The sequence below is a fragment of the Yersinia sp. Marseille-Q5920 genome (assembly GCF_946902935.1).
Classification (GTDB): domain Bacteria; phylum Pseudomonadota; class Gammaproteobacteria; order Enterobacterales; family Enterobacteriaceae; genus Yersinia; species Yersinia rochesterensis.
Map to the genome: position 1 here is coordinate 107,515 of NZ_CAMPQA010000012.1, position 24,144 is coordinate 131,658.

A 24,144-nucleotide genomic window follows, 5' to 3' on the forward strand; every position below is an offset into this window, starting at 1 on the left:
ATGAGTATTAGCTGTTCGTTTCAAATATTAATGTCAGCTGCCCGTAATATTTCCCTGCAGTATCTGGTTCGTTGGGAGCCAATGCCGAAATTTGCAATATATAGTCAGTGCCAACCGAATGAGTTGTTCCCTTATCTATGATGAATACTTCGGGAATAGCTGATAGTGGCTGTAAAGTTGCGTGGTCACGCCCCCAGCGTATTTCTGCCGGAGAGAATGCCACTTCCTGCGCACCAGAATTATTCGCCTGACGTACCAGTATCAATGGGTTTTTAACTGAAACTCGGAACCCCTCTTGCCGCCGTAGCTTTACTGTTACAGGAACTTCAGATTGATAAATCTTATGATTTTCCAGGCTAGGATTAAGTTTAATATTGTCATACCAACCGCCCTGTGGTTTTTCTACTTCGATTCTGGGCTGTGCGGTAATGTCTAATTTGACGTTAATATCCCCTAGAGGTATTGGAATACCTTCTGAAGCTGCTTGCCAGGGCAGCAATAGTAATATGGCTGCTATCTTTATCATGTTCATAATGCTCCTTAATCTTTATCCAGCAGAGCACTGCAAGCTGAATAATTTATCCTCAATCATCCCTTGTATATTGCTGAAGGGCAGTTGCCGGAATTGTTCGGGATAGAGATTAAAATCGTCTACTTCTCCCAATGGGGTTTTCAACTGATGCCACTGTAGGCGGGTATTCCCTGTATTTTCTAACGCTAACTTTCCGCCAATACAGTGATGCACCCACTGTGGTCGCAGTGAGGTCGGCAAATGTCTGACCAACCCCATATAACTTAGCTGTACGCCGACAACTGCACCTTCACCACCAGTGACTTTCAGGGTGTTTTCAGGTGCGACGGATAATCGATAAACTTGCTCTTTATCGGGTGCTTGCAATGCTTTAATGATTATTCTCGCGCTCTGCTTTGGGCCGAGTGTCAATTTGGAGGGGGCAGCAAACAGTATCGGATGAGATTGCTCCCCGACAGGAGTTAATGACTCCTGCCCGGGGGATTCACCGGGATTATTTAACTGAGACAGTTGCACCCTGATGTACTGTGTGTTTATGCCCCGATTAATCACCTTGACCACTGCCTTGGATTGCTGCATCTCCAACACATGCGGCTGAATATCGATGGTAGCCAAGACACTCAGCGGCAATAAACTAGCTACAACTAACAGTAAAGGTTTCATTATCTACCTGCCCGTTAAGCTGTTTTACTGACAAAGTGATAGGCACACCTGGGTACAAATTTAGGCTATCCGTCAGCGTGGCATTATCACGCGATTTTAGTTGTGCGAACTTATTGTGGACATTACCTGTGGAGCTGAGCATCAGCCCGTCAGGCAAACATTCATGCTGCCAGCGGCGAGACTGCGTTGCCATTGGAGGGACATGATGAATAAGCACGCCATAGCCAATACTGATGGTCATTGGGGTGTGGATTTTGCTTTTATCTTCGCTTCCTCCAGAGACTTTGGTCGCGACTACCGGATCGATATACAAGCGATATAGCGTTTCCTGAGTGGGCGATTTTAATGGCAGTAACTTTATATCCCGCTTTTGTTTCGGCCCTAATGTAATCCGGCTGGGATTAAAAATTATCTCAGGTTGAGGAATATCACTGATCAGTGTCTTTTTTTCTGGAGTCACCCCTGGGTTATCCACCCGTTGTAACGAGATATCTAAATAAAGTGCTTTATCACCACTGTTATAAACTTGCACTGTACGATTTTGCTCCAAAGCCTCGACCGTCGTGCGTGTGGGAAGGGCCATTAACTGCCCATAAGTTGCAGCAATGGGGGCTAGCAGCAAGACAATGGCCGATAGTAACTTATTATATTTCATGGTCATTCCTTTTGATGTTGGTCGGGGTGACAGCGATAAATATGCTCATGTTGCTGACGCATATTGCAGCGATAACGAACAGCGCCATTTTGAACCGTGATATCTTTCAGCATGACCTCAGAATTAATGGCAAACAGCCCATTGGGGTGAACGGTATCACCAGCTTCCTCAATAACCCCGGTAATAGGTTGATTTTGTTTGTCTTTAAGAAAACCACTATAAAGTATGTCGAGGGTGATATCGGCTTTACTGGCAAAGACTTGTCCTGGATGTGCACGGATAATATTGACCGGCAACTGAATGTTCATGTCCAGGTCACTGTTATCGTTATGAGTACGGACAAAGAAACGGTCTTGATAGCGGGGAATCGGTATCGCGTAAGTTCCTCCACCACTTATCGGGATGCCTTCTGCATGGAAGTTATAAGGCATACCTGATAACTCAGGCGTTTCTATCAATAATGCCGAGCCGCTGTAGCTACTACGTCCTAGTGCTGCCCCTTGTGGGCCGATGGCTAGCATGCCTCTGTAGCTGATGCCGCCGTTGGCTATCTTGTTGTCGATACCTGCTCGGGCGGAAATATCCCCACGGCTTCCACTGCGTTGAGCAAAAGTGCCGATTCCATGGTTTTTGCCACTGGTGTTACCATTGATACCTAAAGAACTGGTACCATAGCTATCGGTAAACTCTTTTTGGTAACTGGCGCTGGTGTTCAATTTCTGCTGAGCATAAGCACTGTTGATGTTGGCGTGGCTCTGTCGGAAAGATAATGTGGTATTAAGAAATACCCCGTAGTTGTTTCGAGTGCGCCATTGCCCACCTTTTTGCAGACCAAGAGACAGGTTCAGGCCAAATTGTGGCCGCCACCAGTCCCAACTACTTTGAATACGATGCCGATGATGACTTTTATATTGGTTGAATTGATAACTAAGCTGAGTTGGCCCTAAACGGCGGCTATAAGAGGCTGATGTACTGCCCGAGTTTGGTGCATATATCGATACATCGGGTGTTTGATAACGGGCCGCAGTGAAATATCCTATTGCAGAATTTCCACCCTCTAAACGCAGATAGCCCCCACCGTGTTTTTCACCAGACATCATGCTAAAGGTGGGCGTGATATTAAAGCCAGAAAACCCTAATGGACGCGATATGTTCGCTTCTGCCGCCCAGTGGCGACTATTATCTTTAAGTAACGAGATATTGGTTTGAACATTTTGTATTTTCATACTGCGGCCAAATTGCGCCAGATGATGAGAATGGTGTTTGCTACGTGTCGTCCCCTGGCCCATGGTCAGGAACCAACCATCATTGGTTTGAGTACCTAAATTGCTGATGGCTTGACTTTCTTGGCTGACGACGCGGCCAGTGTTATCCACTAAGCGAATATCAACATTGTAATAGCCGCCAGGGAGTTGGCTGTAATCAATTTCATTACGGCCAATTTGTGCAGGAATACGACGGATAAGTTGGTTATCACGATAGATTTCATAATCGCCATCTGAGATTGCGTACAGTACCAGACTACCTGCCGAGGGCTTATCGAGGGCTAAATAGCTTTGGCTACCCATGGTCACAAACTGTTCTAGCGCTGGATTAATTAGGGTATGGATACTGCCCGCGCTGTTATCCAGGTTATTTTGCTTACCTGCTCGTAAGTAAAGGGTTTGAAAGTTCTTTTGCAGGTACCAACTGTCAATGCCCATTTGAGTCATCTGCTGGTATTGCGATTGATTTGCGAACGGGTAATTTCTCTTCGAACGGGCAGTGTTATAGAACCATTGCACAAAACCATAAGATTGCAGCGGAAGCCCGAGGTAGCCATTCCCGCGGGCAGAGATAGCACGGTAGTTTTTCGCCGTCATGCGCAGGTCAAAAGATTGGTTATGCACCAATCCCCACGTAGTGGTTGGCATCAGGTAGCGGCTGTCATTATTGGTGATGGTGATAACCTGATTTATCTTATCCAGAATGACGTTATATCCAGATACAATATAGTCACAACCATTTTGGCATTGTAAATAGGGGATGTGGAGCAAAATTTGCTCTAATAATATGATTGACTGTTCATCAACATTGTTATCGCGATATTGCTGATGGTCGAAACTTAAAGATTGTTTCTCTTCTGAGAAAACTATTTTTTCTGGCAATATTTTTCCATCAAATATACCCAATAACTTCATCGTGCCATTCTCTTCAACAGCTGAAAACCCAGCAGGGACTAAATGCTCGATGGTTATATTTTTTGCATGTATTGAATTAAATATTGGGAGTAGTAAAGACAATAAAACTATCTGATTGATACTCATGTTTTTTTTCATTGGATTCCATTCCATTATTGGTCGTTTTTATAGAAACAGACCTCCTCAGACGAATATACTTTATGTGTTGATGGTTTCCATTAGACCATGATGATATATATTTAAGTCAAAGGATAAAGCAGTCAGATGGTTAAGCTCCTGACTGCATATATTTATTTAACTGATGTGTGATTAAATATCATCTTCGATAGTAAGTTGAAGCGTCCCTGTATACGTTTCGCCAGATAGGGCTTCTGCGGGTTTTTTAGCTGTTATAACTAATGCCTGGTTTATCTCATTACTAGCACTTAAAAAGAAACTTTTCCCTGCCCCATCGAGTTTGGAATTCCCTAAGTACACAGCTACATCATCAAATGTTTTTACCGCACCATCAGAATCGCCTTCTAGAACTAGTGGGCTTTTGAGCTTGACGTTGACTTTAGCCCCAGTGTTACTCACTATCGTAACATCTTCTATATATTCATACGTGCCATCATTCATCATGCTATAGTCCAAGGCAATATCATTAAGTGCATCACCATTACTTTTTGTCATACTGATTGAACCATTAATTTCTGCTGTAACCGGTATATCTTTATTGAATGGTTGTGCACAAACAATAGTACTGCTGGCCAATGCTGCTACAGTAATAATAGTTAATAGAGTTTTTTTCATCATAGGTACCTTAGTGTCCTTTGTATTAAGCCCCATTCAAGATATGAATGGGAATTATTTCCTTGGTTGCTCTTGTGAGTTATATAACGGAACAATAACGAGGGTGTTAATATAGTCGTGTTAATATAGTGTCACTCACAAGGCGGACAAACATTAACATGTGAGATAGAGGATCATCAATAATGATACAACCAACTTAAGGAAATAAAATAAATATAAGTTGAACGATGAAATAAATACCTAATCGATATTTTTGTTTTTATTTCTTTCATCGGATAACACCTAATAAAATTATTGTTGTTTTAGTTAAAAAATAATTTTATTAGTGAGTAGTCGCAAGGTTAATCGATAATTGGATTTTTATCCTTACTTTTTGTCATTTTTATGTCATCTGAGAGTTATATTTCTGTCATGAAACGGTGTCATGTTTGCTTTCGAACAAAAACTGATTTATTTCACTCATTCACCACAGTTTATTGAGATGAGCCAGACGGATTTATTCAGGGGCTAGATATGTTTAATAACACTATTCGTAAAACATCGATTTGTATCGCGCTTACTTTGGCATTCAGTGCTAATGCGATGGCGGTAACTGAAATTCCTTTCTGGCATTCAATGGAGGGGGAGTTAGGGGTTGAAGTTAACTCATTAGCTGATCGCTTTAATCAGTCGCATACCGATTATAAAATTGTACCGGTCTATAAAGGTAACTACGAACAAAGTCTGGCGGCGGGTATTGCTGCTTTCCGCTCAGGGAAAGCCCCCGCAATCTTGCAGGTCTATGAAGTGGGCACCGCAACCATGATGGCGAGTAAGGCTATCAAACCGGTATTCCAGGTATTCAAAGACGCTGATATTAAGTTTGATGAATCCGTTTTCGTCCCAACGGTTGCGGGTTATTACACTGATGCCAAAACCGGGCACTTATTATCTCAGCCGTTTAACAGCTCTACACCCGTGCTGTATTACAACAAAGATGCATTTAAGAAAGCCGGTCTGAATCCAGATCAACCGCCTAAAACATGGCAAGAACTGGCCGAAGACACCGCTAAATTACGTGCCGCAGGAGCAACTTGTGGTTACGCCAGCGGTTGGCAGGGTTGGATTCAAATTGAAAACTTCAGCGCCTGGCATGGTCAGCCAATCGCCAGCCGTAATAATGGTTTTGATGGCACTGATGCCGTATTGGAATTCAACAAACCAGTGCAGGTTAAACATATCCAATTGCTGTCGGATATGAACAAAAAAGGTGATTTTACCTATTTTGGCCGCAAAGATGAATCGACCGCCAAGTTCTATAACGGCGACTGTGCCATTACCACCGCCTCTTCCGGTTCTCTCGCCGATATCCGCCATTACGCCAAATTTAACTACGGCGTGGGTATGATGCCTTACGATGCCGATGAGAAAAACGCACCACAAAACGCCATTATTGGTGGGGCCAGCTTGTGGGTAATGGAGGGTAAAGACAAAGATACCTACAAGGGCGTGGCTGAATTCCTGCAATTCCTGACCCAACCGGAAATTGCCGCCGAATGGCACCAGAAGACAGGCTACTTGCCTATCACCACCGCCGCTTATGAGCTGACGAAGCAGCAGGGTTTCTATGATAAGAATCCAGGTGCCGATGTTGCCACTCGCCAAATGCTGAACAAACCGCCATTGCCATACACCAAGGGCTTGCGTCTGGGCAATATGCCGCAGATTCGCACTGTGGTAGACGAAGAACTGGAAGGTGTTTGGACGGGTAAAAAAACGCCACAGCAAGCATTAGATACCGCTGTGTCCCGAGGTGATGTGTTGTTGCGCCGCTTCGAGCAAACCAACAAATAAGGTTATTTGACTACTTTACTTGTCAGTTTGGGGTTGGGCAGTGCTCGGTCTCCTCACGTACGATGTGTACGCTCCGGGGCTTGTGCGCTGGCTGCTCCCAAACTGACTGCGCCAGTAACGCCAAATAGTTTGTACTGTATTGAGTCAGGACATGGCGTTTTCGATTGGCGCTCTGGTGCTAATCAATCCACGTCAGATAAACGGTTAATTCTATGTCATCTTCCCGTCCCGGTTTTTCCTGTAGTTGGTTACCTTACCTGTTGGTATTACCGCAACTGGCCATCACCGCTGTTTTCTTTTTGTGGCCAGCGGGCGAAGCGCTGTGGTATTCGGTGCAAATGCTGGACCCATTCGGCCTCTCCAGCCAGTTTGTCGGGCTGAGTAACTTTATTGCGTTGTTTCACGATGAATACTATTTGGCTTCGTTTTATACCACGCTCATTTTCAGCTCGCTGGTGGCGGGTATCGGTCTGGTGGTGTCGCTATTTCTGGCGGCGATGGTGGATTACGTTTTACGTGGCAGCCGCATCTATCAAACTTTAATGATTTTACCTTATGCCGTCGCCCCTGCTGTGGCCGCAGTATTGTGGATATTTTTGTTCAATCCGGGGCTGGGATTGATAACCCATTTCCTTGCCACACTGGGCTACAGCTGGAACCACGCACAAAATAGTGGGCAGGCGATGTTCTTGGTGGTGCTGGCTTCGGTGTGGAAACAAATCAGTTATAACTTCTTATTTTTCCTTGCGGCACTGCAATCTATCCCGCGCTCATTGGTTGAGGCGGCGGCTATTGATGGGGCGGGGCCGGTGCGCCGCTTCTTCAATCTGGTGTTGCCGCTGATTTCGCCGGTGAGTTTCTTCTTGCTGGTGGTGAATTTGGTTTATGCCTTCTTTGATACTTTCCCGGTCATTGATGCGGCGACTGGCGGCGGCCCGGTACAGGCGACTACCACCCTGATTTATAAAATTTACCGTGAAGGTTTTGCCGGGTTGGATTTATCCAGTTCAGCGGCTCAGTCAGTTGTGCTGATGTTGCTGGTGATTGGTTTGACGGTTATCCAGTTCCGCTTTGTTGAGCGTAAGGTGCGTTACCAATGATTGAGAATCGCCGTGGGCTGGATATCTTTTGCCATGTCATGCTGATTATCGGCGTGCTATTGATCCTGTTCCCGTTGTATGTGGCTTTTGTCGCGGCGTCTCTGGATGACACTCAGGTGTTTCAGGTGCCCATGACCCTGATCCCTGGGCCGCATTTATGGCAAAACATCAGCCATATTTGGCATACCGGTGTGGGCAATAACAGCGCCCCCTTTGGGCTGATGCTGTTTAACAGCTTTGTGATGGCGTTTGCGATTACCGTCGGCAAAATCACGGTCTCGATATTGTCTGCTTATGCCATTGTTTACTTCCGCTTCCCGCTGCGCAATCTGTTTTTCTGGTTGATTTTTCTGACCTTAATGCTGCCGGTGGAAGTGCGCATTTTCCCGACTATTCAAGTGATTGCCAACCTGGACATGCTGGACAGCTACACCGGCCTGACTCTGCCGCTGATGGCGTCCGCTACCGCAACCTTCTTATTCCGCCAGTTCTTCATGACCTTGCCGGATGAGTTATTGGAAGCCGCTCGTATTGATGGCGCGGGTGCCATGCGTTTTTTCTGGGACATTGTCTTGCCGCTGTCCAAAACCAATTTGGCGGCTCTGTTTGTTATCACTTTTATCTATGGTTGGAACCAATATCTCTGGCCAATCCTGATTACCAGCGATGCTTCTATGGGCACGGCGGTCGCGGGAATAAGAAGCATGATTTCCAGCTCGGGCGCTCCAACCCAGTGGAATCAGGTGATGGCAGCAATGATTTTGACTTTAATTCCACCGGTCGCGGTGGTCCTTCTGATGCAGCGCTGGTTTGTTCGCGGCCTGGTAGACAGTGAGAAGTAACCTGATATGGCATGTTTAAAGCTTCAAGCAGTAACCAAATCTTATGACGGCGTGACGCCAGTGATAAAGCAGATTGATTTAGATGTCGCGGATGGCGAGTTTATCGTGATGGTCGGCCCATCCGGTTGTGGCAAATCGACCTTGCTGCGCATGGTCGCGGGGCTTGAGCGCACCACCAGCGGCGATATTTATATTGATAATCAGCGGGTAACCGATCTGGAACCCAAAGATCGCGGTATCGCCATGGTGTTTCAGAACTATGCGCTATATCCCCATATGAGTGTGTTTGACAATATGGCCTATGGCCTGAAAATTCGCGGTTTTGGCAAAGAGCAAATTCGCCAGCGGGTGGATGAAGCGGCCCGTATTTTGGAGCTAGAGCCGCTGCTGAAACGCAAGCCGCGCGAACTATCCGGCGGTCAGCGCCAACGGGTCGCGATGGGCCGCGCGATTGTGCGCGAACCGGCGGTATTTCTATTCGACGAGCCATTGTCTAATCTGGATGCTAAGCTCCGGGTACAAATGCGCCTTGAGCTACAACAGCTACATCGCCGGTTAAGAACCACCAGTTTGTATGTGACTCATGATCAGGTTGAGGCTATGACGTTGGCCCAAAGGGTGATTGTGATGAACAAAGGCGTGGCGGAGCAAATTGGCACGCCAAGTGAAGTCTATCAGCGGCCCGCGACTCTGTTTGTCGCCAGTTTTATCGGCTCACCGGCGATGAACCTACTAGCCGGAACGGTCAGTCCGGATGGGCGTGCCTTTATTTTATCTGATGGTATGACCCTGCCGCTGGAAGTACCACGGCCGCAATGGGCCGATCGGCGCTTGACCCTGGGTATCCGTCCGGAGCATATTCAGCAAACGGCATCTCAGCAAAAAACGTCAGCGCAGAGTGTGCCGATGTCCTTATTAACACTCGAATTATTGGGTGCGGATAATTTAGCGCATGGGCAATGGGGCGGACAGAGTGTTATTGCTCGTTTATCCCATGAAGAAATGCCCGCGGCGGGCAGTGTATTGCACTGGTATCTGCCGCCTGCGGCGCTGCACTTTTTTGATTCAGAAAGCGGACTACGGATGGAATCATGAGTAAAAACTGGCCTTATCCTACTATTGTTGCCCATCGCGGTGGCGGTTCATTAGCACCCGAAAATACCTTGGCAGCCATTGATGTGGGTGCGCATCACGGCCACAAAATGATTGAGTTTGATGCCAGGTTATCGCAAGACGGCCAGATATTTCTACTGCATGACGACACACTGGATCGCACCAGCAATGGCTGGGGTGTAGCCGGAGATTTACCCTGGGAAAAACTGATTCAGTTGGATGCCGGTGACTGGTACAGCCCGGCATTTCAGGGGGAGCGCTTGCCTCTGCTTTCTGAGGTGGCGGCTCGCTGTGCTCAGTATGGCATGGCAGCTAATATTGAAATCAAACCGACCCGCGGTGTTGAAACTCCTACCGGTCGAGCCATTGCTTTGGCGGCGCGCCTCTTGTGGCAAGGTCAGGCGATTCCGCCCTTGTTATCGTCATTTTCGGTTGATGCATTAGCCGCAGCACAGCAAGCCGCACCTGAGCTACCGCGCGGTTTATTGCTGGATAAATGGGATGATAATTGGCAAGCATTGACCCGCGAGCTGGATTGCGTTTCTTTGCATATCAATTATAAACAACTGACAGCCGAGCGAGTGGCGTTACTCAAAGCCGCAGGGCTGCGTATTTTGGTCTATACCGTCAACCAACCGGCGCGGGCGCAGGAATTGTTAAATTGGGGCGTTGACTGCATCTGTACTGACCGTATAGATTTGATATGCCCTCAAACTTGAAGCTATAGGGGCGCTAGCTTGCTGCCTACCTCTAACTCCAATGACTTTGATATAAACAGAACAGGAAACAGAGCGGGTCAGTCATTCTTACATTTACGGGCTGACTTGGCCCGGCTTGACAGGAAGTGAACCATGCCCGCCTTTGTTATTTCGCTCTGGCACCAAATTGTCTTGTCTTCACCGCTGTTTGTTTTACTTGCTCTGGGCTACTGTTTGGTGCGATTTGGTCAGTGGCCATCCACGATTACTGATGGTTTGACCCGCTTTGTGTTCTCCCTCGCGTTACCTGCCATGTTGTTTCGTATGATGTGTGACTTCTCCGAGCGCCCTGCGGTTGATGCTCGCCTGCTGATTGCCTTTTTTGGCAGTTGTCTGGTGGTATTTATTATCGGGCGCATTGTTGCCAGCCGAGTCTTTCATCTGGATGGCGTGTCCGGCTCAGTATTTGCCCTCGGCGGGATTTTTTCCAATAACGTGATGTTGGGGCTGCCCATCGCCACCATCATGCTGGGGGAAAAGTCTATCCCGGCAGTGGCGCTAGTTTTAGTGTTTAACGGACTGATTTTGTGGACATTAGTGACCATTTCGGTGGAATGGGCGCGCAATGGTTCACCGACGCTAGCCGGTTTTGTCAAAACGGCCCGCAGTGTACTAACTAACCCCCTGATTATCGGCATTATTTCCGGCACATTATTCAGCTTGACCGGTTTGCAATTACCGCAGTTTATTGACCAACCGGTCACTATGCTGGGGCAGGTGGCGCCGCCGTTGTCATTGATTGTTCTGGGAATGGGGCTGGCGGAATACCGCGTGAGTGAAGGTTGGCAAATCAGCAGTGCCATCTGTTTCCTCAAACTGATTGTGCAGCCGATGGTGATATGGGCGCTGGCGTGGGCGATGAATTTACCGGTGCTGGAAACGCAGGTGGTGGTATTGCTCGGGTCAATGGCAACTGGCGTAAATGTCTATCTGATGTCACGCCAATTTAATGTGCTGACCGGCCCTGCCGCCGCCAGTTTAGTGATGTCGACGATTTTGGCCGCCGTCACCACACCATTGATTCTGACCATCATTGGTGTCGGGATGTCTTAATCGTAGAAGATGAGTTTTCACCAATGAATCATGCTCCTACCGTGGGTATGATTCGTTTGGTTTATTATTAATCAGATGTAAACCTACTCCGCGCAAAAATTCTTTCTTGCTTCCGCTACAATGGCGCATTGTCATCCTATCGAGCCAATTTATTGTGTTTTTACTGATTATCACCACCATCTTATGGGCTTTCTCTTTTAGTCTGATTGGCGAATATTTAGCAGGGCAGGTGGATAGCTGGTTCTCTGTGCTGATGCGCGTCGGGCTAGCGGCACTGGTCTTTTTGCCTTTCCTGCGCTGGCGCAATATCAACTGGCGGGTGATTTTACTGTATATGACGGTGGGCGCAATTCAGTTAGGAATCATGTACTTGTTCAGCTTCCGCGCCTATCTCTACCTCAGCGTGCCGGAGTTTTTGCTCTTCACCGTGATGACCCCACTGTATGTTACATTGATCTATGATTTGTTGCGGCGTCAGCGCCTACGGTGGAGCTATGCCCTGAGTGCTTTGCTGGCAGTGGTCGGGGCGGCAATCATTCGTTATGATCATCTAAGCGAACATTTTTGGTGGGGATTGATATTGGTTCAGGCGGCCAATATCTGTTTTGCCATCGGGCAAGTGGGCTACAAAAGGCTGATGGAAGTTCATCCGATCCCGCAGCATGTGGCCTTTTCATGGTTCTATGTTGGCGCTTTGGTCGTCGCTATCATTGCCTGGTTTGCTTTCGGCAATCCGCAAAAACTGCCGACCACATCATTGCAGTGGGGCGTGCTGGTGTGGCTCGGTGTCGGTGCTTCTGCTTTGGGCTATTTCATGTGGAACTATGGTGCGACACAAGTTGATGCTGGCACCTTGGGTATCATGAATAATGTGCATGTTCCGGCTGGGTTACTGGTGAATCTGGCCATTTGGCAAGAGAAACCCCATTGGCCCAGCTTTATCATTGGGGCCATTGTGATAATGGCTTCGTTATGGGTACACCGGCGTTGGGTCGCTCCGCATTCTTTACAAACGGCAGACTCTCGCAAGCGTGTTGGCGGGCCGAACGAATAAAAGCTTCAGTGACCGGTTGGCGCTGCTCTCCATCACGGACGGCGGCGTATAACCGGCTCCACAAACCATTCCCCAGTGTTTTCGTCACCACCAATCCCTGACGTTCAAAGCTCTCTACCACCCAATGTGGTAAGGCGGCGATCCCCATCCGGGCCGAAACCATTTGAATCAGCAGCAAGGTGTTATCGACATTTTTCAGTGAGGGGTTGACCCCCGCCGGTTGCAGGAAATGCCGCCAGATATCTAACCGTTGGCGCTGTACCGGGTAAATCATTAACACTTCTTGTGCCAAATCTTCCGGCTCGATGCGGGTTTTATTGGCCAATGGGTGGTCGGGAGCCAGTACCAGGCGCACCTCAAAATCAAACATTGGCGAATAGTGCAAGCCACTGCGCGGCAAAATATCAGAGGTCAGCACCAAATCCAGCTCCCCTTGCTGCAAGGCAGGCTGTGGATCGAATGTCACGCCTGATTTGAAATCCATAGATATTTGCGGCCAGTTTTTGTGGAAGCTATCCAGCGCCGGTGTGAGCCACTGAATACAACTGTGGCATTCGATGGCGATACGCAGCGCAGTTTGGTGTGGTTCGTTGCAGGTTTGCAGTGCTTGCTTGATTTGCGGCAACACTTGTTCTGCCAGCTGCAACAGGATTTCACCTTGTGCCGTGAAACGTAACGGCTGACTTTTACGCACAAACAGACGAAAACCCAAGCGCTGTTCCAGATCACTGAATTGGTGGGACAAGGCCGATTGAGTCTGATGAAGCTGTGTCGCCGCTGCGGCCAGTGAGCCGGTATTACGCAAAGCTTGTAGGGTGCGTAAGTGTTTCAGTTCGATCATGAGAGTCCTTCACAGTGATAGTGAACAAATTGCGCTTGTGATTAATACAGTACCTGCTGATTATGGATGTGTAAACATCCGGATGGCTAAATGGGAAATAAGACGATGACAATTTTAAATCACACACTGGGTTTTCCGCGTGTAGGTCTGAAACGTGAACTGAAAAAAGCACAAGAAAGTTACTGGGCAGGCAACTCCACGCAAGAAGAATTGCTCAATGTGGGTCGTGAATTGCGCGCTCGCCATTGGCAACAGCAACAACAAGCTGGCGTTGATTTAGTGCCAGTCGGTGATTTTGCCTGGTATGACCATGTCCTGACCACCAGTTTGCTGCTGGGTAACGTCCCAGAGCGTCATCAGAATGCTGATGGTTCGATTGATTTAGATACCTTATTCCGTATTGGCCGTGGCCGCGCACCCACCGGTACACCAGCCGCAGCGGCAGAAATGACCAAATGGTTTAATACCAACTATCACTACATGGTGCCCGAGTTCCAACAGGGCCAGCAGTTCAAACTGAGCTGGACTCAACTGTTGGATGAAGTGGACGAAGCGCTAGCATTAGGCCACAAAATCAAGCCGGTACTGCTTGGCCCGGTAACTTATCTGTGGCTGGGTAAAGTGAAAGGTGAACAGTTTGACCGCCTCTCATTGCTGAAAGATATCCTGCCGGTTTACCAGCAAGTGTTGGCTGAATTGGCAAAACGCGGCATCGAGTGGGTGCAAATTGACGAACCGGCATTGGTGCTGGAATTGCCACAAGAGTGGTTGGATGCTTACCAACCGGCTTATCAAGCGCTACAAGGCCAGGTTAAATTGCTGCTGACCACCTATTTCGATAGCATCGGCCATAACCTGGACACTATTCGCGCTTTGCCAGTGCAAGGTCTGCATGTTGATGTGGTTGCCGGTCAGGATGATATTACTGACCTGAATGCAAAATTGCCAAAAGAGTGGTTGTTATCACTGGGCGTAATTAATGGTCGTAATGTATGGCGTGCGGATCTGAGTCACTGGTTCGAGCGTTTGCAACCACTGGTCAATAGCCGTCCGCTGTGGCTGGGTAGTTCTTGCTCCTTATTGCACAGCCCAATTGATTTAAGTGAAGAAACTCGCCTTGATGCCGAAGTAAAAAGCTGGTTTGCTTTTGCCCTGCAAAAATGTGCCGAACTGGCGCTGCTCACACAAGCACTGAATGCACCGACTGAAGCCAAACTGGCTGAGTTGGCAGCTTACAGCGCACCAATCCGCGCCCGCCGTGCTTCCAGCCGTGTGCATAACGCGCAAGTTGAACAACGTTTGGCGGCCATCACTGCGCAAGATATTGAACGTCAACTGCCTTATGAAGCACGTGCGGCTGCTCAGCGTAAGCGCTTTAATCTGCCCGCCTGGCCGACCACCACCATTGGCTCATTCCCGCAAACCACCGAGATCCGTGGCTTGCGTTTGGACTTCAAACAAGGCCGCCTGGACGGCAAAAACTACCGCACCGGTATTAGCGAGCATATCAAGCAAGCTATTGCAGAGCAGGAACGTTTGGGTCTGGACGTGCTAGTGCATGGTGAAGCTGAACGTAATGACATGGTGGAATATTTCGGCGAGCATCTGGACGGTTTTGTCTTTACGCAAAATGGTTGGGTGCAGAGCTACGGTTCACGTTGTGTTAAGCCGCCAGTCATTATTGGTGATATCAGCCGCCCTGAAGCCATTACTGTTGAATGGGTTAAATATGCTCAATCTTTGACAGACAAACCGGTAAAAGGGATGTTAACTGGGCCGGTGACCATTCTGTGCTGGTCATTCCCGCGCGAAGATGTCAGCCGTGAAACCATTGCTAAACAAATTGCGTTAGCATTGCGCGATGAAGTAGAGGACTTGGAAAAAGCTGGTATCGGCATCATCCAAATTGATGAGCCTGCACTGCGCGAAGGCCTGCCGCTGCGCCGTGCGGACTGGCAAGCTTATCTACAGTGGGCAGTTGATGCCTTTAAATTGAATGCTGCGGTTGCACAAAATGATACCCAAATTCACACCCATATGTGTTATTGCGAGTTCAATGACATCATGGATTCCATTGCTGCGCTGGATGCGGATGTGATTACCATCGAAACTTCCCGCTCAGATATGGAGCTGCTGGAGTCATTTGAAGATTTCGCTTATCCCAATGAAATTGGGCCCGGCGTTTATGATATTCACTCACCGAATGTGCCAAGTGTGGAATGGATTGAAGCTTTATTACGCAAAGCCGCCCAGCGTATCCCAGCGGAACGTCTGTGGGTTAACCCGGACTGTGGTTTGAAAACCCGCGGTTGGCCGGAAACTCGCCAGGCACTGGCGAACATGGTTCTGGCGGCGCAACGTCTGCGCGAAGAACAGGCCTGATTATTTATCTCAATAACAGGGCGTGCAAGCGCCCTTGTTGCTGTTTATCTTCTTCAACTATTATCTTCTTCAGTGACAGGATTCCCGGCGACTCCGTGCTGCGAAAACCAGTCAAGCATGCGCTGCCAACCATCAAGTGCCGATTCTTCATGGTAGCTTGGGCGGTAATCAGCATTAAATGCATGCCCTGCATCCGGATAGACAATGATTTCAGCATCGGCATTTGCGGCTCGTAATGCCTGGCGCATGATATCGATATGTTCTTGCGTGATACTACCGTCTTTACCGCCATACAATCCGAGCACCGGAGCACTGAGATCCACTGCAATATCAACCGGATATTTCGGCAACAGCAAGGTTTTTTCTCCCACTAGTTTGCCATACCAGGCTACCGCCGCTTTTAATTGCGGATTATGGGCGGCATACAGCCATGCAATTCGTCCACCCCAACAAAAACCAGTAATGGCTAATTTGCTGGTATCCCCACCATGGCGCGATGCCCAGTGGGCGGTATGGTCAAGGTCGACCATAACCTGCCGGTCGGGTACTTTGCTGACCAGATTTTTAACTAATGCATTGATATCATCATATTCTTTGGCATCACCTTGGCGAAAGTACAGCTCAGGGGCGATGGCCAGATAGCCCTGTTTCGCCAATCTGCGGCAGATATCTTGAATGTGTTCATGCACACCGAAGATTTCTTGCACAACAATAACTACAGGATATGGCCCCGAGTGTTGGGCCGGTTTAGCAACATAAGCCGGTAGCTCATCGCCTTGAGAGGGGATGGTGGTTTCTGTGCAGTGAATACCTTGTTGATCGGTATGGCGAATAGTCGAGGCCAGCGGATCGACCGCGGGCGTGAATCCGCTGACTGCCGATCTGAGAGTCATAGATTGATCAGTTTTCACTGTGGTCTCCTTACGAAATGAGGAAAATATGACTCGGTAAAGTCTTATTGGGTTGAGCTATCCATTGCCCTTGATATTTGCTGCTGACGATTTTAACTATAGGTAATATTTAAGATTAATGAGGCCAGGATGACAGTAATTAAGTGTTTTATTACGACATGGTGACATCCAATAAATAAATCGATGATAAGAAGATAGTCACCCAACAATTACCAATGAGTCCTATTATTGTTATTCATATCCAAAATCATTGATGCCGTGGGTTGTTTTTGTATGGAAAATAGACTCAATGAGTTAATAATGTGAAGCTAATCATATATATAATGTATTTGAAGTTATCATTTCTTTTGTCATGGTGACCATGGTCACGAAATTATGTGGTGATTTTGAGTAAAGTATTCCTTTGTACCCCCTATAACATCTCTCATGAAAGAGGAGTCTCACACATGGCTAAATCCGACGTTTTTCACTTGGGCCTGACTAAAAATGATCTGCAAGGGGCGACTCTGGCGATTGTTCCGGGTGATCCACAGCGTGTTGAGAAAATCGCTAAATTGATGGATAACCCAGTACATCTGGCTTCGCATCGTGAATTTACCTCATGGCGTGCTGAGCTCGATGGTAAAGCTGTGATTGTCTGCTCAACGGGTATCGGTGGTCCATCAACTTCTATTGCGGTTGAAGAATTGGCGCAACTTGGTGTGCGGACGTTCCTGCGAATTGGTACTACCGGTGCCATTCAGCCACATATTAATGTTGGCGATGTATTAGTCACTACCGCAGCCGTGCGTTTAGACGGTGCCAGCCTGCATTTTGCTCCGATGGAATTCCCTGCAGTGGCCGATTTTGATTGCACCACAGCATTGGTTAATGCCGCTAAATCAGTCGGTGCGAAGACGCATATTGGTGTCACAGCTTCTTCTGATACTTTCTATCCAGGGCAAGAACGTTACGACACCTTCTCTGGTCGTGTTGTCCAGCGTTTCAAAGGCTCCATGGAAGAATGGCAAGCAATGGGCGTGATGAATTATGAAATGGAATCTGCCACTTTGTTGACCATGTGTGCTAGTCAGGGTCTACGTGCCGGTATGGTCGCCGGGGTAATTGTTAACCGCACCCAGCAAGAGATCCCGAACGAAGAAACCATGAAAGCGACTGAAAGTCATGCAGTAAAAATTGTTGTGGAAGCAGCTCGCCACTTGCTGTAATTCATCCATCTGATGGGGAAATCACCCACAGTAAATAAATAAACGAATATCATATGAGCGGGTCAGTTTACTGGCCCGTTCTTTATTTTGGCTGAGTATCTGTTAATGTCGTAGCTCTTATAATGGACAATAATAAGAGGAAAATATGACGACACCTGTTCTATCTCATCCTTCCCTACTGCCACTGGATGGTGGTATCAACTTTCGTGATCTCGGTGGTAACGTTGTCGCGGATGGCCGGCGAATCAAGCGTGGGTTATTGTTTCGCTCGGGTTCGCTTGACCGTTTGAGTACCAAAGATTGCGCTGTTCTCAGCAGTGGCTCCGTCACTCAAATTCTTGATTACCGCGATGCGGATGAAGTCCAGGCCAAACCCGATATCGTTTGGCAGGGTGCCAGTTATCACAATACTCCAGCCAATCCACTTAGTAGTGAAGTTAACGCCAATCTCGAGAAACTGACTAACGAGACATTAGCAACATTTGATGCCCGCGCCTTTATGTTAGAACTGTATCGCCGCTTGCCATTTAATAATCAGGCTTATAAACAGTTGGTCAGTTTGCTGCAAAATAGTGCTTCGCCAGAGCATGCTGCTGCGGGTGTGATACAACATTGCGCCGTCGGTAAAGACCGTACCGGTGTGGGTTCGGCTTTGGTGCTGTTTGCTCTAGGTGCTGATGAATCGACCGTATTGGAAGATTATCTACTGACCGAAACGACACTGGCACCTTTCCGTGAGCATATGTTGGCGGAACTGGCGTTAAAACTAAACGATCAGGCATTAGGGCAGTTCGCTTTTGTGCTGTCAGCTCGGGAAGAGTTTATCCAAACGGCACTGCGCAGTATTCAAGAGCATTATGGTAGCCGCGAGCAGTGGCTACGGCAGGAATTTGGTCTTGGCAGCACTGAGCGTGAAAAATTGCAGTCATATTTCTTGGAGTAGCAGTCATATTTCTTGAAATAGTTGTTCCCCAAGATGCAGCTTCTCTGATTTATTGTGTATTGAGCCACCACTGGGCGGCTCTTTTTAACCGCTTAATGATGCAAACTACCGCTTAACCAGTTCGCTGATATTTCTCTTAGGAACCAAGCGTATGTTAACGCCTGACAAATTCCCTGGAGAGAATGCTCATGCAACATGCGATTACCTTTGTTATCGCCTCCGCGTGTGTCCTTGTGATCTGCTACCGTCTATACGGTATCTTTTTTGTTCGTAAGGTTCTGCGCGTCGATGACAGTGAAGTAACACCTTCCCACACCTTTGAAGATGGTAAAGATTACGTTCCAACTAAAAAATGGGTGAACTTTGGTAGCCACTTTGCAGCTATTGCTGCGGCTGGCCCCTTGGTTGGCCCTGTACTGGCAGCCCAATATGGTTATTTACCTGGCTTCCTGTGGTTATTGATTGGTTGTGTTATCGGTGGTGCCGTTCATGACACCGTTGTTCTGTTCGCTTCCATGAAACATCAGGGTAAATCTCTATCTGAAGTGGCTAAATCAGAACTCGGGCCAGTCGCGGGCTGGTGTACCGGTCTGGCTATGCTATTTATTATCACTATTACCATGGCCGGGTTATCAATGGTTGTGGTACATGCACTGGAACGTAACCCCTGGGGTACTTTTGCGGTGTTCATGACAATCCCTATCGCGATTTGTGTTGGCTTATGGGAGCGCATGACCGGCAGCATGAAAGGGGCTTCTTATGTCGGTATCGCCGCCATTATGGTGTGCGTGTTCGTCGGTCCTTACATTGAAGGCACCTGGCTTGGTGAATGGTTAATGCTGAAGGCGGATACCGTTAGTATCATTCTGCCAATGTATGCTTTCTTCGCAACGGCCTTGCCTGTCTGGATGTTGTTAACTCCTCGCGGTTATCTCTCCAGCTTTATGAAAATCGGTGTGTTCGGTGCACTGATTGTAGGGGTTGTGTTTATTAACCCTGAAATTCAATTCCCAGCAGTAACACAGTTTATCCATGGTGGTGGCCCCGTTCTGGCTGGCCCAGTCTGGCCGTTTATCTCGATTACTATTGCTTGTGGTGCTATCTCTGGTTTCCACGCCTTTATTGGTTCAGGCACTACACCAAAACAAATCGACAAATGGAGTGATATCTTACCTGTCGGTTTTGGTGCGATGTTGGCCGAATGTATGGTCGGGGTGATGGCCTTGATCGCTGCAACTTCTTTGCACCCTGCTGACTACTTCGCGATTAACTCTTCAGCTGAAGCCTGGAGTGTGCTCGGTATGGAAGTGGTTAACCTGCCAAAACTGAGCCAGGAAATTGGCTTAGATTTGTATGGCCGTACCGGTGGCGCTGTAACCCTAGCTGTGGGTATGACAGATATCTTCATTCGTGTGCCATGGTTTAGTAGTCTGGCCGCTTACTTCTTCCAGTTTGTTGTGATGTTTGAAGCTGTTTTCATCCTGACAGCAGTTGACTCTGGTACTCGTGTTGCTCGCTATTTGCTACAAGATTTCCTGGGCGATATCTGGGCTCCATTAAAACGCACTGATTGGTTACCGGGTACATTGGCGTGCAGCGTTATTGCTTGTGCGTTGTGGGGTTATCTCCTCAACTCTGGTGATATCAATTCGGTCTGGGCACTGTTTGGTGTATCAAACCAGTTAATGGCTTCTGTTGGCTTAATCATTGGTGCCACTATCATCCTGCGCTTGGCAACCAAACGAGTTTATATGCTGACCTGTGTTATCCCACTGGCTTATCTGTTTGTTACCGTCAACTATGCTGGCTACTGGATGATCACCCATGTGTACTTCAACTCAGCAGTGAAAGGTTACAATCTGTTCAATGGCATCATCTCAATCATCATGATGACACTGGGCGTAATTATCTTGATATCAGCACTGAAAAAATGGCGTGAGCTGTGGATTCGCAGATCAGCCGAAATGGCTGGCAATAAGGCGGTTACTGCCAACGCTTGATATCACAAGTTAATAGCTTTAGTCCTAATGAACGGTCGGAATCTTCTGGCCGTTTATTTTTTGTTAAGCAAAAATGTCGACACATTGGGTATGCTAGTGGCTACTTTATTGATAACAGGAAAATGCCTGTGACCTTAAATGACGTCATTGCTATTGTTACTGATTTTGTTCGTGAACATGAAGCATGGGCAATACCTATCGTGTTTATCCTAGCTTTTGGTGAGTCGTTAGCCTTTCTTTCCTTACTGCTACCTGCAACGGTTATCTTGCTCGGATTAGGTGCATTAATCGGTGAAAGCGGGATTTCCTTTTGGCCGATTTGGGCTGCCGCTGTGGCGGGGGCTTTCTTTGGCGATTGGCTCTCCTATTGGATTGGCGATCATTACAAAGATCGCGTCGGTACCCTGTGGCCACTTTCCCGTAATCCCCAACTACTTGTCCGCGGGCACGCTTTTTTTGAGCGTTGGGGGTTCTTCGGTGCTTTTATTGGTCGTTTCTTTGGCCCATTACGCGCGGTTGTTCCTTTAGTTGCCGGAATTTGTGCTATGCCAAGGTTCTATTTCCAGTTAGCTAATATCACCTCTGCCATCATTTGGGCATTCGGTATTCTGGCTCCCGGTGCCTTTGGTATTCAGTGGCTTTCTCACTGGATTGATTAACTCTGTTTGAACCTAAAGTGGTATCCATATTTTGTGGTTGACAGTTTTAACGCATTTTTTTGTCGCAAAGTAAGTGGTTTTTTATCTGCTTGTTATTTATGCGTACAGCATCGCAAGATGGTATGTAACGGAAAAACACTCTGGACATCCATACAGTATCCCCTTACCTTGACTGACAATAGGTTAATGGGGAGATAACCGTGGATATCAGTTTATTTTATGGGCTGGGAGGCTGCCTAATTGGTGGGCTTATTGGTTGGCTGATTGCCAGTTTGTATCAGCAGCGCAATAAAGCACAGCAAGATATAGAGCGGCGGTTGCTGGAGCAGTCACTACAACAGTTTCAGCAAAATACCTTAGAATTACAGTCCCTTTTACAACGTAATGAACAGCAATTACGGCAAGGTGAATTAGAACAGCGTAATTTGCACAGCCAGTTAGCGGCAAATGCTGAAAAACTACAACAATTAGCTCATTGGCATAATGAATGTGAGCAGCTCAATCAAGAATTACGGGCTCAACGAGAGGTGAATAGCGCGCAAGAAGCTGAATTGCGAGAAGTCACTATCCGCTTGGAAGAAACACGGTTGAGCGCAGAAGAAAAGCAGCGTTTACTCCTAAATAGTGAGCAACGGCTAACCACACAGTTCGAAAATCTGGCAAATCGCATCTTTGAACAAACCGGTCGTCGTGCGGACGAACAAAATAAGCACAGTCTGGATCGCTTACTATTACCTCTCCGAGAACAGCTAGATGGTTTTCGAAAGCAGGTTCAGGATAGCTTTGGGCAAGAGGCTCGGGAAAGGCATACTCTCACCCATGAAATCCGTAACTTACAACAACTCAATGCTCAAATGGCACGGGAAGCTCTAAATCTGACCAAGGCCCTTAAAGGGGATAATAAAACCCAGGGTAATTGGGGTGAAGTTGTTTTAGCTAAGGTGCTCGAAGCTTCAGGGTTACGTGAGGGGTATGAGTACCAAACCCAAGTTAGCGTAAAAATCGATGGTAATAGTCGTATGCAGCCGGATGTCATTGTGCGCTTACCACAGGGTAAAGATGTCGTTATCGATGCTAAAATGTCGTTAGTAGCTTATGAGCGCTATTTTAATAGTGAAGATGATATTGAGCGCGAAGCAGCATTAAATGAGCACTTATCATCATTGCGTGCCCATATCAGAATGTTGGGCCGTAAGGATTATCAGCAACTTCCTGGCTTACGTTCCCTCGACTATGTACTGATGTTTATTCCTGTTGAACCTGCTTTTTTGGTCGCTATTGATCGCCAACCAGAATTGATCAGCGAAGCATTACAGCACAATATTATGTTGGTTAGCCCAACAACACTGTTGGTGGCTTTACGAACTATTACTAACTTATGGCGCTACGAACACCAAAGCCAAAATGCACAACGTATTGCGGAGAGAGCAGCCAAACTCTATGACAAGTTACGCTTATTTGTTGATGATATGGAGTCTTTAGGGCAAAGCCTTGATAAAGCGCAATTAAGTTATCGTCAGGCAATGAACAAACTGTCGCAAGGCCGTGGTAACCTTATAGGGCAAGTTGAAAGTTTTCGTACTCTGGGGGTCGAGGTAAAACGACCTATTAGTCCAACACTAGCAGAGAAAGCTAGTATGGAAGATAAACCCGAGGGCAATTTAGCGCTATCTGATGATGCAGAGTCCAAAATGAATGATTCTGCACCGCTGAAGTATCAGGGCTAGTTGCATGTTCCCCTTCTGTATGATGTTGAGAAAACTGTGATTAAGCAGTTACCTTAATATCAAGTGAAATGGGGCTTTCATCGGAGTTCTGGTACACTTCCTCGAGAAATTGACTGAAAAGCAGGCACAGAAAATGGTAGATCAGGAGAAGGAAACCACTCATTTTGGTTTTCGCACCATAGCCAAAGAACAGAAAGAAGGCATGGTGGCAGAAGTTTTTCATTCCGTAGCTGCCAAATATGATCTGATGAATGACCTGATGTCGTTCGGCGTTCATCGTATTTGGAAGCGTTTTACCATTGATTGTAGCGGTGTTCGGCGCGGTCAACGGGTATTGGATCTAGCGGGTGGTACCGGAGATTTGACGGCTAAATTCTCTCGCCTTGTAGGTGAGCAGGGTGAAGTGGTTTTGGCCGATATTAATGAGTCAATGTTGCGTATGGGCCGTGAAAAGCTGCGTGACAAAGGTATTGTTGGTAATGTCAGCTATGTACAAGCCAATGCTGAAGCCTTGCCTTTCCCTGATAATTATTTTGATTGCATTACCATTTCATTTGGCTTGCGGAATGTAACTGAAAAAGAAAAGGCCCTGCGTTCTATGTTCCGGGTATTAAAACCCGGAGGCCGCTTGTTGGTTCTCGAGTTTTCCAAACCACTTTTGGTACCTCTCAGCAAAGCCTATGACGCTTACTCTTTCCATATATTGCCTAAGATTGGTGAACTTGTGGCGCAGGACTCTGAAAGCTACCGTTATTTGGCGGAATCTATTCGGATGCACCCTGACCAAGAAACACTGAAAGGTATGATGATAGATGCCGGCTTTGAGAACGTAACCTATTCCAATTTAACCGGTGGTATTGTTGCGTTACATCGGGGTTTCAAGTTCTAACAGGAATAT

Annotated in this window: 21 protein-coding genes; 14 read left to right on the forward strand and 7 right to left on the reverse strand. The window is 47.3% G+C overall.

What is annotated here, in order from left to right:
* Positions 1–7 precede the first annotated feature (7 nt).
* From OVO64_RS16480 to OVO64_RS16500, 5 genes are all read right to left on the reverse strand, one after another.
* Positions 8–532: a hypothetical protein gene (locus tag OVO64_RS16480; RefSeq protein ID WP_038638300.1), complete on the reverse strand. Its 525-nt coding sequence runs from the start codon at positions 530–532 to the stop codon at positions 8–10.
* A gap of 15 nt (positions 533–547) precedes the next feature.
* Entirely contained in the window at positions 548–1,195 is a 648-nt protein-coding gene (locus OVO64_RS16485; RefSeq protein WP_050292291.1) for a hypothetical protein, read from the reverse strand.
* A complete protein-coding gene (locus tag OVO64_RS16490) occupies positions 1,167–1,850 on the reverse strand; it encodes a pilus assembly protein (protein WP_038638305.1) in 684 nt (227 codons plus the stop codon). Before OVO64_RS16490 ends, OVO64_RS16485 begins: the two co-directional genes overlap by 29 nt.
* Before the next feature lie 2 nt (positions 1,851–1,852).
* Positions 1,853–4,183, reverse strand: a complete 2,331-nt coding sequence (locus OVO64_RS16495; RefSeq protein ID WP_416371395.1) for a TcfC E-set like domain-containing protein — start codon at positions 4,181–4,183, stop codon at positions 1,853–1,855.
* 156 nt (positions 4,184–4,339) lie between these two features.
* Positions 4,340–4,825: a CS1 type fimbrial major subunit gene (locus OVO64_RS16500; protein ID WP_267248899.1), complete on the reverse strand. Its 486-nt coding sequence runs from the start codon at positions 4,823–4,825 to the stop codon at positions 4,340–4,342.
* 510 nt (positions 4,826–5,335) lie between these two features.
* Between OVO64_RS16500 and ugpB the strand changes: the two genes are divergently transcribed.
* The 7 genes from ugpB (at position 5,336) to OVO64_RS16535 (ending at position 12,575) form a co-directional block, all read left to right on the forward strand.
* Positions 5,336–6,655 carry a sn-glycerol-3-phosphate ABC transporter substrate-binding protein UgpB gene (gene ugpB, locus OVO64_RS16505; RefSeq protein WP_038638308.1) on the forward strand — a complete coding sequence of 440 codons (1,320 nt, stop codon included), beginning with the start codon at positions 5,336–5,338 and terminating at the stop codon, positions 6,653–6,655.
* Between the two features lie 212 nt (positions 6,656–6,867).
* Positions 6,868–7,755 carry a sn-glycerol-3-phosphate ABC transporter permease UgpA gene (ugpA, locus tag OVO64_RS16510; protein WP_038638311.1) on the forward strand — a complete coding sequence of 296 codons (888 nt, stop codon included), beginning with the start codon at positions 6,868–6,870 and terminating at the stop codon, positions 7,753–7,755.
* A complete protein-coding gene (gene ugpE, locus OVO64_RS16515) occupies positions 7,752–8,597 on the forward strand; it encodes a sn-glycerol-3-phosphate ABC transporter permease UgpE (RefSeq protein ID WP_145585747.1) in 846 nt (281 codons plus the stop codon). Before ugpA ends, ugpE begins: the two co-directional genes overlap by 4 nt.
* A 6-nt stretch (positions 8,598–8,603) precedes the next feature.
* Positions 8,604–9,692: a sn-glycerol-3-phosphate import ATP-binding protein UgpC gene (locus tag OVO64_RS16520; protein ID WP_038638316.1), complete on the forward strand. Its 1,089-nt coding sequence runs from the start codon at positions 8,604–8,606 to the stop codon at positions 9,690–9,692.
* Positions 9,689–10,429: a glycerophosphodiester phosphodiesterase gene (gene ugpQ, locus OVO64_RS16525; RefSeq protein ID WP_050292286.1), complete on the forward strand. Its 741-nt coding sequence runs from the start codon at positions 9,689–9,691 to the stop codon at positions 10,427–10,429. The genes OVO64_RS16520 and ugpQ overlap by 4 nt, the downstream gene beginning before the upstream one ends.
* Positions 10,430–10,561: 132 nt before the next feature.
* The gene (locus tag OVO64_RS16530) at positions 10,562–11,521 is read left to right on the forward strand and encodes an AEC family transporter (RefSeq protein ID WP_038638322.1); all 960 of its coding nucleotides are present in this window, start codon (positions 10,562–10,564) and stop codon (positions 11,519–11,521) included.
* 154 nt (positions 11,522–11,675) lie between these two features.
* The gene (locus OVO64_RS16535; RefSeq protein WP_038638324.1) at positions 11,676–12,575 is read left to right on the forward strand and encodes a carboxylate/amino acid/amine transporter; all 900 of its coding nucleotides are present in this window, start codon (positions 11,676–11,678) and stop codon (positions 12,573–12,575) included.
* On the opposite strand, the gene metR is transcribed toward OVO64_RS16535, so the two are convergent.
* Positions 12,463–13,416, reverse strand: coding sequence for an HTH-type transcriptional regulator MetR (gene metR, locus OVO64_RS16540; RefSeq protein ID WP_038638328.1), 954 nt, complete (start codon positions 13,414–13,416; stop codon positions 12,463–12,465). The genes OVO64_RS16535 and metR overlap by 113 nt on opposite strands.
* A gap of 105 nt (positions 13,417–13,521) precedes the next feature.
* Between metR and metE the strand changes: the two genes are divergently transcribed.
* Positions 13,522–15,798, forward strand: coding sequence for a 5-methyltetrahydropteroyltriglutamate--homocysteine S-methyltransferase (metE, locus tag OVO64_RS16545; protein ID WP_072089227.1), 2,277 nt, complete (start codon positions 13,522–13,524; stop codon positions 15,796–15,798).
* Between the two features lie 53 nt (positions 15,799–15,851).
* Here the strand turns inward: metE and OVO64_RS16550 are convergent, their stop codons facing one another.
* Positions 15,852–16,709 carry a dienelactone hydrolase family protein gene (locus tag OVO64_RS16550; protein WP_038638333.1) on the reverse strand — a complete coding sequence of 286 codons (858 nt, stop codon included), beginning with the start codon at positions 16,707–16,709 and terminating at the stop codon, positions 15,852–15,854.
* Between the two features lie 446 nt (positions 16,710–17,155).
* Here OVO64_RS16550 and udp point away from each other — a divergent pair, with 446 nt between their 5' ends.
* From udp to ubiE, 6 genes are all read left to right on the forward strand, one after another.
* Positions 17,156–17,917, forward strand: a complete 762-nt coding sequence (udp, locus tag OVO64_RS16555) for a uridine phosphorylase (RefSeq protein ID WP_004391369.1) — start codon at positions 17,156–17,158, stop codon at positions 17,915–17,917.
* 145 nt (positions 17,918–18,062) lie between these two features.
* A complete protein-coding gene (locus tag OVO64_RS16560; RefSeq protein ID WP_004391370.1) occupies positions 18,063–18,860 on the forward strand; it encodes a tyrosine-protein phosphatase in 798 nt (265 codons plus the stop codon).
* Positions 18,861–19,048: 188 nt separating this feature from the next.
* Complete coding sequence (locus tag OVO64_RS16565; RefSeq protein ID WP_050292283.1) at positions 19,049–20,860, forward strand: carbon starvation protein A; 1,812 nt, start codon at positions 19,049–19,051, stop codon at positions 20,858–20,860.
* A 128-nt stretch (positions 20,861–20,988) separates the two neighbouring features.
* Positions 20,989–21,519: a DedA family protein gene (locus tag OVO64_RS16570; protein WP_038638343.1), complete on the forward strand. Its 531-nt coding sequence runs from the start codon at positions 20,989–20,991 to the stop codon at positions 21,517–21,519.
* Between the two features lie 200 nt (positions 21,520–21,719).
* On the forward strand, positions 21,720–23,246 hold the full coding sequence (gene rmuC, locus OVO64_RS16575; RefSeq protein WP_038638346.1) for a DNA recombination protein RmuC: 1,527 nt from the start codon (positions 21,720–21,722) through the stop codon (positions 23,244–23,246).
* A gap of 133 nt (positions 23,247–23,379) precedes the next feature.
* Complete coding sequence (gene ubiE, locus OVO64_RS16580; RefSeq protein ID WP_038638349.1) at positions 23,380–24,135, forward strand: bifunctional demethylmenaquinone methyltransferase/2-methoxy-6-polyprenyl-1,4-benzoquinol methylase UbiE; 756 nt, start codon at positions 23,380–23,382, stop codon at positions 24,133–24,135.
* Positions 24,136–24,144: the final 9 nt, after the last annotated feature.